This is a genomic window from Paenibacillus sp. FSL H8-0034, from assembly GCF_038000305.1.
Lineage (GTDB): Bacteria > Bacillota > Bacilli > Paenibacillales > NBRC-103111 > Paenibacillus_S.
The window spans coordinates 1,896,576-1,910,132 of sequence record NZ_JBBOBS010000001.1; the positions used below are offsets into that span (position 1 = coordinate 1,896,576).

Annotated in this window: 10 protein-coding genes; 7 read left to right on the forward strand and 3 right to left on the reverse strand. The window is 45.0% G+C overall.

The window, feature by feature from the left end:
* Nucleotides 1-877 precede the first annotated feature (877 nt).
* The 7 genes from NST47_RS08690 to NST47_RS08720 all read left to right on the forward strand — a co-directional run bounded on the left by NST47_RS08690 (nt 878) and on the right by NST47_RS08720 (nt 9,893).
* Nucleotides 878-2,440: an extracellular solute-binding protein gene (locus tag NST47_RS08690; protein WP_341154769.1), complete on the forward strand. Its 1,563-nt coding sequence runs from the start codon at nt 878-880 to the stop codon at nt 2,438-2,440.
* A gap of 344 nt (nt 2,441-2,784) precedes the next feature.
* A complete protein-coding gene (locus tag NST47_RS08695; RefSeq protein ID WP_341154770.1) occupies nt 2,785-3,798 on the forward strand; it encodes a response regulator transcription factor in 1,014 nt (337 codons plus the stop codon).
* Nucleotides 3,795-5,612: a sensor histidine kinase gene (locus NST47_RS08700; protein WP_341154771.1), complete on the forward strand. Its 1,818-nt coding sequence runs from the start codon at nt 3,795-3,797 to the stop codon at nt 5,610-5,612. Before NST47_RS08695 ends, NST47_RS08700 begins: the two co-directional genes overlap by 4 nt.
* A gap of 96 nt (nt 5,613-5,708) precedes the next feature.
* Nucleotides 5,709-6,665, forward strand: coding sequence for an ABC transporter permease (locus tag NST47_RS08705; RefSeq protein WP_341154772.1), 957 nt, complete (start codon nt 5,709-5,711; stop codon nt 6,663-6,665).
* Nucleotide 6,666: 1 nt separating this feature from the next.
* Nucleotides 6,667-7,536, forward strand: coding sequence for a carbohydrate ABC transporter permease (locus tag NST47_RS08710; protein ID WP_341154773.1), 870 nt, complete (start codon nt 6,667-6,669; stop codon nt 7,534-7,536).
* A gap of 132 nt (nt 7,537-7,668) precedes the next feature.
* Complete coding sequence (locus NST47_RS08715; RefSeq protein ID WP_341154774.1) at nt 7,669-8,871, forward strand: Gfo/Idh/MocA family protein; 1,203 nt, start codon at nt 7,669-7,671, stop codon at nt 8,869-8,871.
* Complete coding sequence (locus tag NST47_RS08720) at nt 8,868-9,893, forward strand: sugar phosphate isomerase/epimerase family protein (protein WP_341154775.1); 1,026 nt, start codon at nt 8,868-8,870, stop codon at nt 9,891-9,893. The genes NST47_RS08715 and NST47_RS08720 overlap by 4 nt, the downstream gene beginning before the upstream one ends.
* Before the next feature lie 94 nt (nt 9,894-9,987).
* Here NST47_RS08720 and NST47_RS08725 read toward each other — a convergent pair whose 3' ends face one another.
* The 3 genes from NST47_RS08725 to NST47_RS08735 are packed head-to-tail and all read right to left on the reverse strand — an operon-like array spanning nt 9,988 to nt 13,424.
* Nucleotides 9,988-11,529, reverse strand: coding sequence for an ABC transporter substrate-binding protein (locus NST47_RS08725; protein ID WP_341154776.1), 1,542 nt, complete (start codon nt 11,527-11,529; stop codon nt 9,988-9,990).
* Between the two features lie 39 nt (nt 11,530-11,568).
* Nucleotides 11,569-12,447, reverse strand: a complete 879-nt coding sequence (locus NST47_RS08730; RefSeq protein ID WP_341154777.1) for a carbohydrate ABC transporter permease — start codon at nt 12,445-12,447, stop codon at nt 11,569-11,571.
* Between the two features lie 47 nt (nt 12,448-12,494).
* Nucleotides 12,495-13,424, reverse strand: a complete 930-nt coding sequence (locus tag NST47_RS08735; RefSeq protein ID WP_341154778.1) for an ABC transporter permease — start codon at nt 13,422-13,424, stop codon at nt 12,495-12,497.
* Nucleotides 13,425-13,557: the final 133 nt, after the last annotated feature.

The window sequence follows — 13,557 nt, forward strand, 5'->3', positions numbered from 1 at the left end:
CAATTCAATACAATAAAATATTCGAATTTCATATCGTTACTTAACCTGATTAATAAGCGCTTTCAAAATTGTTACATAACTGAAATATATCTGTTATGGTTTTAACATCTTCGTCGTGTATTATAATAAACAAGACCCCCTTTTTAATATAAACACTTGAAGAGTCGCCCCGTTGGCGGCTCTCTTTTTTTGTCCAGTTGACAAATAACCCTAATAGACCAAGGGTTTACGGGCATATGTGTTAAAGTTAGGGGGACTTTTGAGAGCATTGGAAGGAAATTGGAAGGAAACCTGAGTAATCTAAGTTTTAGTGCAGAGATTGTTTTATATCTCTATTCTATTTGTGTCTTTATTCATATTGGGGATCAAATGGGAGTACAGATCTAACGTGTTTTCGAAGCGTCTTCATTTGCCATTCTACATAGACTCATCCTTTCTTTAAAAATCTATTTATCGTACTTGTAGGAATAATGTATATGTATATCTGCTAAAAGTTTGATTACAGCACTGTTCAATTCAAATTACTTTTGATTGTATGACGTTGGTTCGGATTATACGGTGGACAGAAGGGGGATATCCTTTTACTCCAATTCCTAAATTATGGATTGCCAACACAAAACTGGACAACAATTATGCGGACCTTTTCCCGATAAGAGATCCCTCAGGCGTTTTGTTGGAGGGACCCCTACAAATACTATAGTTGTTACACTAACAGACGCTGTAACCGAATTTTTTTCATTCAGCGGTTCAAGAAGTTCGAGATACTTGAAACTGAATACGATTGGTTGGGAAATTAGAAGATCTGATCGTGTTAAATCGCATTCATTTTGATATTTTAAAAGGGAGGTAACTATATTCTATAGGGGGAAACGATATAATGAAGAAATGGATGAAATCGACCACAGCACTTGCGTTAACGGCTAGCTTAATCGCTGGATGTTCGTCTCAGGATGCGGCAAAATCACCGACGGCTGGTGGTAATTCAATGTCTGCGTCACAGGCATCGGCAGGGGTTGACGATAAATTTAAAGACAAGCTAAGCCTCAATTTGATGAGCATCACTTACGAAGGCGGAGGCTGGCCAGACAAGCATCCTATGATTGACTATTTGAATAAAAAATTCAATGTTGATCTGAAATTCCAATGGGTTCCAACGGACACCTACAAGGAAAAGTTGGGTGTTCTAGCGGCATCTAATTCATTTCCAGACGCATTCTTTGTCGATATAAACGATTTTTTGAAATGGCGTGATAAGGGCGTATTTCTGGATGTACAGCCCCTGTTAGCCAATTTTCCTAATCTCACCAAAGACATTAAACCGGAAGCGTTCGCTATCGGCAATCCAATCGGCAAAGCATACGGTGTTCCGATCTACACACCTGAAACCCGCGATACTTTGGTCATCCGTAAGGATTGGCTGGATAAGCTGGGCCTCAAATATCCAACGACCACTGAAGAGTTGTATAACGTAGCCAAGGCGTTCACCAAAAACGATCCGGACGGGAACGGTAAAGATGATACGATTGGGTTTTCGACCGCTATAAGTGGGGGCGGCACAACCTTTGACAGATTTGATTACTTGAAATTTGCATTTGGCTTGGCCAATGGGTGGAAAGAGGTTAACGGTACTTTGGTTCCATGGCAATCACAGAACAAGGAATTGAAGGACTTCTTGGGTTATTTAAGAAGGGCCTATGCCGAAGGTATTTTGGATAAAGATTTTGCTGTAAATAAGAACAATGATCCGAGTGTTAAAACGGAAGCCAACAAATTGGGCATCCATCAACTGGTTGCAACAGCGATTTATGCCGAAGGCTCCTCCGGATCGGAATTGAATATTAAGAAGACAGCACCGAACGCGCAATGGATAACGGGTGCACCTCCTAAAGGTCCTACGGGTCTTCAAGGTGTGGGAACGTCAGCATCTTCAAACAAAGTCGTAATCAATGCCAAAATTGATAAAAACAAGCAAGAACGTATCCTGGCCATACTGGATTATTTAGCCACGGATGAAGGTGATAACTTGAACAAGAGCGGTGTTGAGGGCATTCATTATAAAAAGACGGCAGATAATAAATACGAAAAGCTTGATGCTTTCGATAAGGATCGTCCATTCATTATAGGTTTTTGGTTTTTCCGCAAATCCAATCCGTTAACGACTAACCGTCTATGGGATGATCCTGCATATGCCAAAAGGATAAATGCCATCTTTGATGAAAATGCCAAATATGCAAATCCTAATAAAGGGGTGGGCGTCTTTTCAGAGACAGCTGCCAAATCAGGTACTTCGCTGGATCAGAAATTAATGAGCGAAATGGTGAAATACATCATTGGCGAAATCCCAGCTGAAGGCATTGATAAAGGGATTGATGATTGGAAAAAGAATGGCGGAGACAAGATGATTGAAGAAATGAATGCTGCCTACAAATTAATGAAGTAAAGAAATACGATTCGCTGTAGTGTATAGATGAGGCCTCCAAGGGAATGCTTGCTGGGTCTCTTTTTTTGACGGTCTACTTGTGGGATGTAGTCAGGTGTTTATGAAAAATAAAGTAGTAGACTGTTTCCCATTGCTAAGAATGGATTTTGAAATCCAAAATGCAGCAGCTTTAAGAAATAAGTATAGACTCAGCGACTACAAGGTGTTTTTTTGGTGGATGATATAAAAGTATGAATATATCCCCAGTCTATAACTTTTTTTTAAGTCTAATACTTTATTTTTCAATCAACACTTTATTTTCTAGTTGAGAACTTTATTTGTTTCTTACATCAGGAGGAAAGCACATGTTTCAGGTATTAGTAGCGGAGGATGAACTCTGGATTCGAGATGCCGTGGTGGAAATGGTCGAGAAGCTTGAACCTCAGTTTAGTATTGCCAGCGAGGTTAGTAACGGTGAAGAGGCATGGAGTTTCATTAACGAGTATTGGCCCAGCATTGTGATCACGGATATAATGATGCCCAAGCAAACCGGACTATGGCTGATTGAACAAATCCATCGATTGCATTTACCCGTTGTCGTTATCGTGGTAAGCGGCTACGATAATTTTCAATATGCGAAACAAGCCATGCGTTATGGAGTATCTGAATACTTGCTCAAGCCTGTGGATGAAGAAGAGTTACACAGTGCGCTGAGAAGATCGACCAAACGGCTTGAAGACATGACGGAAACCCATGACGATTATCTGAAAATTCAGCAATTTATCGAACAGTTACCTGAACTGAGTCAGAAGGCACTGCTTCAAGAGCTTAACTCTATCCTGGATTACATTCTGAAGCAGAAGGTGAAAGCTCCGAGCATGTTTAAAAGTCTGATGAACATCCTCGATACCAAGCTAAACGAGTTGTTTCAAGCTATGATTTCGAATTACAACACGCTACCTTTAATGGAAGAGGATGAACAGGGCATCCGCAAGCATTTTGCAAGCTTAATGGATACGTGGCTGCTGGCCTCTCCCAAATATGAGTCCCAGCAATTTAAAAGTTCAATTAAAAAGGTTTGTGATTATATAGATGAACACTATTATGAAAATTTTACGCTCGCGCGTCTGGCAGATATGTCGCACATGAGCGTATCTTACTTTAGCATGCTGTTTAAGAAAACAACCGGTCAAACTTGTATAAATTATTTGAATCTGGTCCGTCTACAGAAGGCAAAGGAGCTCCTGCAGGAGCCAGATCTGAAAATTTACGAGATTGCGGATATGGTAGGTTATACCTCATTACCTTATTTCAATCGAATATTTAAACAAATTGTAACCATCACCCCGTTTGAATATAGAAAGCGTCTTGGCCTATGAATAACCCCGTTGGCTATATTTCACGATGGAAGATTTCGATCAAGGTGAAGATGGTGCTGGCTTTCCTGAGTGTGAGTGTCTTCTCTGTTTTGTTGTTAGGGGGATTCTCGCATTATATATACAGCAATGTGGCGGAGAAAGAGTTTTATAGCATTTCCAAGGAAGCTACCGTTCGCCTGAACTATCACCTTGATTATTATTTTCGGCAGCTACAGCAGTCGACGCACTCACTGATCTCGAGCGATCGGATCCAGCAATGGCTTACAAGCATGAACTATACCAATGAGGATATACAGAATGTCGAGAAGGAACTGAGGAGCTACTTGGCGCTTAATTATTCCGAAACGCAAGGCATGTTTCTGATCCCGATGTATAATCCTGTCGTTTCGATGGCCCAATCGTTTGCGAAGCTGGATCGCTTAACAAATGAGCCCTGGTATGACAGGCCGCTTTCTGGTAATTTAGAAATCCTCCCTACGCATATCGCCAAATACGAGATCGCTAACGGAAGACCCGTAGTTTCCGTATTTCTACCTATTTTCGATAAGAACTCGATGGATCTGATCGGAAGGCTTGTGGTGGACGTATCTTTGCAAGAAATCGAGCGCTCCTTGCAAAGCTCCAAACTAGGCAGCTCGGGCACTTTTTTTATCGTGTCCGCTCAAAATTCCATCGTGTACCATCCCAATGAAGAGTGGGACGGACTGCCGATGGCCGAGACTGACCTTGCTTCCCTGCGAATTCCAGATGAACAGTCGGCAGCCAAGCAGCGTTATCAGGGCAAGGATTATTTAATTGCAAGTTCCCGTTCAGCTGTTACCGGTTGGCGAATTGTGTCGATGGTTCCCTTCGAAGAGGTGGCGGTGGGCCTCAGTGCGGCCCGAATCTCCATGCTGGCCGTGCTTCTTCTAATCACTATACTCGTCCTTATTGTCGTCCCATTGGTGGCGAATCGCTTCATAAAACCGATTCTAACCCTGCGCAGCTTGATGAGACAGGTGGGCAAAGGGGATCTTACGGTACAGTCGGATTCAGTAACCGGACAAGACGAGATCCAGCAGCTTTTTCACAGCTTCAATTATATGGTTAAGAGACTCGATCAACTGATTGTTACCAATACGGGACTGCAATTAAGGGAAATGAAGGCTCAGCTCATGCAAAAGGAGATGTTCATCAAAGCCTTGCAGAATCAGATCAATCCGCACCTGCTCTATAATACATTGGGCATCATTACAGGGATGGCTTATCTTGAAAAGGTTCCCGTCATCGAACGGATGGCACGTAATTTAGCAGATGTGTACCGATATACGACCAGGTTTACGGAGATGGAAGTTAAGCTAGAGGAAGAGCTCGGTCATTTGCATAAATATTTGGAAATCATTCACATTCGCTTTCCGAAGCATTTTCAAAGTCAATGTTATTTCAATGAGAAGTTTTTGCACCTTCGGGTCGTTAAATTTATTTTGCAGCCGATTGTGGAGAATGCGGTTAAATATGCCATCGAGCCCAGAGGCGGTGAGGGTGCGGTTATCATTAGCGCCTATGATGAAGGCTCCGATTTCATTATCGAAGTGGTGGATAATGGACCGGGGATTGACCAGGAGGTCTTGCTGCGCATCAATGAACAATTAGATCAAATCTCATCCAATGTTGATGAACATTATGGACAAGGGGATTCGCTTGGGATCTCGAATGTGCATGCCCGGCTTGTATTAAAATACGGCAATAAGTACGGGGTTAAGCTTACCTCATTTGCAGGAAGGGGAACGGTTGTATCACTTAGGCTGCCTCTGATTACCGATGGGCGGAAGTGAGGAAGATTGAGGGGGGAATTATAAGATCTGATCATTACAATCAAACCTGTATTCGCTATACTTATCCTATAAAGCAGGAAGAAAGGAAGCACCGATATGGATTCAGCAAACCCAACAATAAAAGCACCTACCGTTTTATCGCCGGGCAAGAGAAATAAGTTTTCGAGCTGGCGGAGAGGAATTCCACTTTATTTCATGATTTTGCCTGGTTTTTTGTTTTTTGCGATTTTTAAGTATATGCCGATGGCAGGGATCCTTCTCGCTTTTAAGGATTACGATCCGTTTGTAGGATTTTGGGAAAGCAAGTGGGTAGGTTTGGAGCATTTTCACAGACTTTTTAGCTCCCCTGATTTCTTTACTCTGATGTGGAATACGCTTGCGCTCAGCGCGGTAAATTTGTTTTTCTTTTTCCCTGCGCCGATCATTTTGGCTATTCTGCTGAATGAAATCCGGTTGGCCTGGTTCCGAAAAAGCATTCAGACGATTGTATATATTCCCCACTTCCTTTCTTGGGTCATTGTCATTAGCGTCACCTTTATTTTGTTTTCTACACAGGAGGGTGGCGTCAATAAGATGCTCGTCGAATGGGGTTTTCCTCGATTCGAGCTGCTGACTAACCCTGAGTATTTTCGTCCGCTTTATTTGTCTCAGAATATTTGGAAGGAGACGGGATGGAACGCAGTCATCTTTTTCGCTGCGCTCGCCTCGATCGATCCGACTTTATATGAAGCGTCCGTTGTGGACGGGGCTTCCCGCTGGAGGCAATTGTGGCACATTACACTGCCTGCTTTAAAGCAAATCATTATTATCCTATTTATTCTCCGGGTAGGTTATGTGATGAATACGGGCTTCGAACATATCCTGCTTATGCAAAATCCTTTGAACCTCGGTGTAGCGGATGTATTTGATACGTATGTGTACCGGGAGGGGATCCTTCAAGGACAGTTCAGCTTCACGACAGCCGTAGGATTGTTCAAGTCCGTCATTGGCCTTATCTTAATTGTGTTAGCGAACCGGGTAGCCAAAAAAATGGGCGAGGAGGGCGTATATTGAGATGAATACTTACAATTTTCGGGGGAAATCCCCAGTCTACCTAACTATCGTCTACGCCCTGCTTATTCTTATTATTTGTGTTGAGCTTTTCCCTATTCTGTATATTATTATGATGTCCTTTTCCAGCAAACAAGAAATCGTGACCCGGGGTTTTTTTCTAATTCCGAAAGAGTGGAGCTTAAATGCTTACTCTTATTTGATAGACAACCCCAACTTTATGCAGGCCTTTCGCAGTTCAGTGACGATCACCTCCGTGGGGACGATCTTCAGCATGACGATGACGACACTCATGGCGTACGGCTTATCCAAACCTTGGCTTAAGGGACGAAATATTCTGAATTTCATGGTGTTGTTTACTATGCTGTTCAGCGGCGGCATTATCCCTTTATATTTGCTCGTGATGAACCTTCATTTGTTAAATAGCTACTGGTCCTTGTTTCTTACCGGAGCCATTATTCCGTTCAACCTAATTGTGATACGCAGCTTTTTTCAAAACTTCCCTGCCGAGGTGGAAGAATCTGCCAGGATCGACGGGTGCTCCGAACTCGGTTTGTTATGGCGCATTGTTTTACCACTATCCTTGCCGGTTATTGCGACTATTTCACTCTTTTATGCAGTGGAATATTGGAATACTTACTTTAATGCGATCTTGTATTTGAGTGACGGGTCCAAGCTGCCGCTCCAGGTGTTCCTGCGACAGATGCTGAATGTGTCGGATGGAAGTCAGGAAGTGACGGAAAGCGGAATTGAATTCAGTCCGGCCGTACGTATGGCGGCGGTTGTCTTTACTGCAGTACCGCTGCTTGTTGTGTACCCTTTTTTACAAAAGTACTTCAACCAAGGGGCGCTGCTCGGCTCAGTAAAAGGTTGATTGATTTGAAATTTGACGGAAAGGTGACCATTGTCATAGCCGTTGACGCGGTGAAGAACAGAGATAAAAATGATTATGGGAAGTGAAGCCGCATCAGGTTTTCCCAATCACTAGTGAATGGAGCGTTTACTAATGAAAACCATCAATGTGGGTATAATCGGCAATGGATTTTCTGCAGCCTTTCATGTAGAGGCCTACCGTAAGGTGACCGGCCTGAACGTATGCATCAGAGCCATTGCGGGAGGCAGCCGAGAACGGGCGGAATCTTTCGCCAGAAAGCATCGTATTCCTATCGTGTACAACGATTACAGGGAGCTGCTGGCCGATCCGGAGATCGACGTCGTAGACTTATGTATTCCAAATGTCATGCATGCCGGGGTAGCTATCGAAGCAGCCCAAGCCCATAAGCATATTATTTGCGAAAAGCCAATGACAGGTTATTTTGGATCACCCGAGTCGGCAGCGGGAGGTGATTCTTTTGCGAAGATGGCACTTGAGCTGGCGCTTCACTCAGCGGACGAGATTCTGCAGGCTGTGAAGGATAACCATGTTAAATTCATGTACGCCGAAAACTGGATTTACGCCCCTTCCGTGGCTAAAGCGAAACGGCTTCTACAGGCCGGAGACAGTTCGATTCTGGATATTCGTGCAGAGGAGAGTCATAGTGGTTCACATGCAGCAACGTCGAAGCGCTGGGAAACCGCCGGTGGCGGCTCCTTAATGATTCTCGGATCTCATCCGATTGCTGCAGCAATTCATCTCAAAAATTATGAGGGCCGTTTAAAAAACGGCGAGCCCATCCGTGTTCAGTCAGTCGTTGCCGACATGGCGCCGATGACGAAAAGCTCGGCATACCAGTCGGTGAAGGAGCATTGGATGGTGACGGATTGGGTCAATGTAGAAACGTGGGCCAGCGTAATCATCACGTTTACCGACGGGACCAAAGCGGTTATTTTTGCCTCATTCGCCGTACTGGGCGGAATCCGCAACGTCATGGACATCTATACCTCCAACTCCGTGATTAAGTGCAATATGACACCGAATGACGGAGTTATGGTCTATGCGCCTAGCGCTGATGTCTTCGCCAAGGAGCACATTACCGAGAAGCTCGAAACCAAAGCGGGCTGGAACTTTGCCTCTTCCGATGAGGACTGGGTACGTGGGTACAATCAGGAAATGCAGGACTTTATGGAATGCATCGCTGAGGATCGGCCGCCCATATCCGATGGTCAGTTGGCCAGAGATGTGCTGGAAGTGATTTACTCCGCGTATCTGTCGTATGAAACGGGGCAAAGGATTGACATTATGAATAACCGAGAGGAGATTAAAAGATGAATAACACAGAGATTAATGAAGTTTCACTCGCTAAAGTGTACAAACAAGTTCCAACTAAGCTTTATTTGGAGAATAGCCGCAGGGGGGAGTATTATTCTGGGGACTATAAGCTGGGTGTGAATCTATACAGCTTCAGCCATAATTTATTCTCTTGGCTCAAGGGGGACAACTCGGTGCCTCCGGTGGATACGTTGTCTCTCATTCGATTCTGTAAAGAAATAGGCTGTGACTGTGTGGATATCACCAGCTATTTTATTCCCGGCTATGAAAACTTTGCCATGCCATCTAAGTCAGACAAAGAAATTTACAGTTATGTCGAGAGTATTAGAAAGCTAAGCGAGGAACTTGGAATAGAAATAAGCGGTACGGGAGTCAAGAACGATTTTGCCGATCCTAATCCGGAAAGACGGGCTCTCGACGTTCAACGCACCAAATATTGGATCGACGTCGCTGTTGCGATGGGGGCCCCGGTGATGCGCGTATTTAATGGCGAGATCTCTAAGGATATTTTAACGACCGATTGGGAAACGATTGCCAAGGAACGAATCGTTCCCGCCCTGATCGAATGTGCGGACTACGGCGCCAGCAAGGGGATCCAGATCGGCATGCAAAATCATGCGGATATCACTTCAACGGCGGATCAGGTTATTCGTATTCTTGAATGGGCCAATCACCCCAACCTTGGTGTCGTGAACGACACCGGCTGCTATAAAACATTCGGCGCCGCAACGGGCGATGGCTATCCTTGGTACGATGACATTGAAGCGGTGATCCCGTACACGTACAACTTCCAAGTCAAGAGATTGCCGGGTGGTCTGAACACGGAGACCTTGACGGATTTGGATGAGCTGTTTACCCGAATCCGGTACAGCAATTACAGAGGGTATGTTCCGCTCGAGACGATTTGGTCGAACTCGGACCCAATTCATCCCGGCAAGCTTTCAGAGCCGCCTTACGAACAGGTTCGCGTCTTTTTTGAAGAGATTAAAGCGGCTATGATCCGTACGAAAGTGCAGAAGTAATTGGGAGAGCGTCTGTTGGGACTCCAGATCGGAGCCAGCGGGCGCTTTTCTATGTTGAAGGCCAATTACAGGATAGGGTCCTGCCAACCTTTTCTTACTTCTTAGCCTTCCAAGCGTCCAGCTGTCTTTGCTTCTCAACGATGATTTTATCAACACCGGCTGTTCTCAGCTTTTCCAGAAACATTGGCAAGTATTTGTCGGGGTCAACGGACCCGGTCCAGAGACTAGGGGCAAATTCGTCAATGACCGATTGCGTCTGGGCGATTTCCGCCTTCAGAGGCTCTTGATCAAAGGTAAAGCCAAGCAGCTTCGACTGCTCTGCCTTCGTATTCAGCTCAATCGTTTGCTGCCACACATCATCCGGCTGCCCAGGCATCAAATAAGCATTAAATTGGTTGCCAAACGCCCAAGCCCGGTTCGGGAAGTAGCCACTGTTCGTAATCGGCTCAATCCGAGTATCCGACAGCTTTTTGTAATGCTTGCCTTCAATGCCGAAGGACATTAGATTATACAGCTGTTTGTCCGTGTTCATCAGATTGATCAGCATCATCGCACGATCTGGATTTTTCGAGGTTTTACTGATCGCCTGCAGCGTGCTGCTGACATTGGACGAGGTGACAAAAGGGATATCCAGCACCTTGAATGAGGTGTCGATTCCTCCATTCGAAGCACGGGATTCGGCCTCTCCACCAGGCTTGATGTTCGTCCAAGCCGTGAGCACATTGCCCGTTTTATAAGGGGCGACAGGATCATTCAAGACGGGTGCATCCTTGGAAATATAGCCTTTTTTATACCAATCGGCCATTAGCTTCACATGCTCTTTAAAGGCTGGATCCTCGTATTGATTAAATACCTTGAGGCTGTCGTCACCCATTCGCACCGCGCCTGGCATACTATTCGTGCCAACGGGATCAATCCGGTAGTAGCTTAACATATCCCGCCAAGCGCCCTGCTTGATCATGAAAAAGACGTATTTGTTCGGTGCCTCTCCCGCCTTCAGCTTAGCCAGCAACGGCTCCAGATCCTCCAGCTTCTTCAAGCCTTCCACATTGAAATTATATTTTTCGGCTATCGGCTTTTGCACAGCAATCCCGTTTTGCCTCGCTACGATTTGGTAATTGGGTACCGCATAAATCTTATTATTGACGGTTACTGCATTCCAAAAGCCTTTCGGGATCGCCTCATACGTTTTCTGGGCATGCTTCTTAATCAAGTCATCCAACTCCAGGAAAGCTCCCTTGGCGGTATTTCCATAAAAATCGCCGCCGATAGACGAGGATACAAAAGCAAGATCGAATTCCTCTCCTGCAGCGATCATCGTCTTCAGCTTGCCGTCATAGACGCCAAGATCGATAAAGCTAAGCTCCACCTCTGTGTTAATCTTTTCCTTAATAATTTTATTCATTTCCGTCTGCACCAAGGCGAGATCCGACTGTGGTGCGCTTCGAATAACCCATTTCAGCTTGGCTGGAGCCAGCTTTTCCGTCGTGGATGTAGCCGCACCCGCTGGTTTAGTAACTTCCTTTACTTCCGCTGCACCACTACTGCATCCTGCTAAGGCTGTCGTAATCGCAAGTACACTTAATAAGGACAAGCTTGCTCCTTTAAATCCTTTTTTTTCCATAGCTAGCTTCATCGTTTTAATCTCCCTTTTCATCTGGAATGGCTTAACCCTCTAACCTTTAATCGCTCCAACCGTAAGCCCTGTGACAAAATATTTTTGAAAAAACGGAAATACGAACAGCATCGGACCCGCAACAATAACGGCTATCGCCATTCTTGCCGACTCGGCCGGGAACTCTATCGTCTCTCGAATCCCGCTTTCGGCAGCGGCTCTGGCCAACTCCTGGATATTGGTCATAATCCGGTACAGCATCAGTTGCAGCGGAACCGACTGCTCATTATCGATGAACAGCAGCCCCAGCCACCAGTCATTCCAATATTTCAAGATCGACAATAACGCAATTGTAGCAAGCGCAGGCCTCGACAATGGCAGGATAATCCCAAAGAAAATCCGGTATTCGCTACAGCCATCGACTTTGGCAGCTTCAATAATTTCTCCCGGAATACTCTGGAAAAATGTCCGCATCAGCAGGACAAACCAAGGCACGATCAGATACGGCAGAATCAGCGCCCAAATCGAATCCTTTAAATGCAAATATCTCGTAACGACGATATAAAACGGCACTAAGCCCCCGTTGAACAGCATTGTGAAAAACACGAACAGCATGAGCGGGCGATTATACACGTAGCTCCTCCTGGACAACGGGTAAGCAATCATCGCAAGCAGCAGCACGGATAAGCAAGTGCCTACAATCGTAACGAATATGGATATGCCATAGGCTCGGAAAATTTTCGCCGAATCGAGGAAAATATAGCTGTAAGCATCCCAGCTTATTTGCTTCGGAATAAATGTGTAGCCGTAGGTGTACAGGTTTTGCAGATTGGATAAGGAGGTCGAAACGACCAGGACCACCGGAAAAATGCAGGCAATGGACATCAGCAACAGGAACATATGGGGGATCAGGGAAACAAACCGTGCAATCTTGACCATAAGCTTAAGCTCCTTTCAATAAGAGTAAAGGTTATCTATTAGGTTATCTAGAATAAAGCGTTATCACTATTAAACCGACGAACAATCGAATTGACGATCAGCACCAGCGCAAACCCAACAATCGCCTGATAAAATCCGATCGCTGCCGCCATCCCCGTATCTCCTACTACCCGGAGCGATCGGTATACATAGGTATCAATAACGTCGGTCGTAGAATAGAGGGCTCCCGTGTCCTGTGGAATCATATAAAATAGCCCGAAATCGGCATGAAAGATATGCCCCAATTGGATCAAAGTCATAATCGTGACCAACGGGAGCAGCAAAGGGATCGTAATTTGCGTTTTCATCTGCCAGCTGGAAGCGCCATCAACCACGGCGGCTTCATAATAAGAGTGGTCCAACGCCAGAATACCTGCATAGTAAATAATCGTGTTATAGCCTACCGCTTTCCAGAAGTTGACTGCGACCAGAATAATGGGCCATGCCTGCGCTTCGGAATACCACATCATCGGCTCGATCCCCACCAAGCGTAAAGCCTGATTGGCAATCCCCAGATCCGTATTCAAAAAAGCCAATACAATAACAGCTACAACTGGCCATGATAAAAAATAAGGAAAAAACAAGCTGGTCTGATAAAATTTCACCCATTTCTTTTTTGTAATTTCATTAAGCAGAATAGCAAGGAATACAGCGCCCACCGTCACACTTACAATAAAAAGGCAGTTGAGACCAATCGTGTTTCGTGTCACCCGCCATGCGTCTTGGGATTGGAAGAAAAACTCGAAATTTTTCAAGCCTACCCAATCACTTCCCCAAATCCCTTTATCAAACCGATAGTTTTTGAAGGCCAGCACAAGCCCGCCCATCGGTAAATAATTAAAGAGGAGAAGCAAAATAATCGCCGGCAGCGCCAGGGTGGTCAGCGCCCGATTCTGGCTTTTTTCAAATGAAGAGGTTTTCGTTTTGCGTAACGCCATGTTTATTGGTCACCAGCTTTCCAATGTATTACAGGATGATGTGCTACGATTGCTATCTTAATGTGCTATGGCTTTTATCTTACTGTAACGTTTCTCGGTTAGCCTACTATCAAATGTGCAAAATCATCGACTT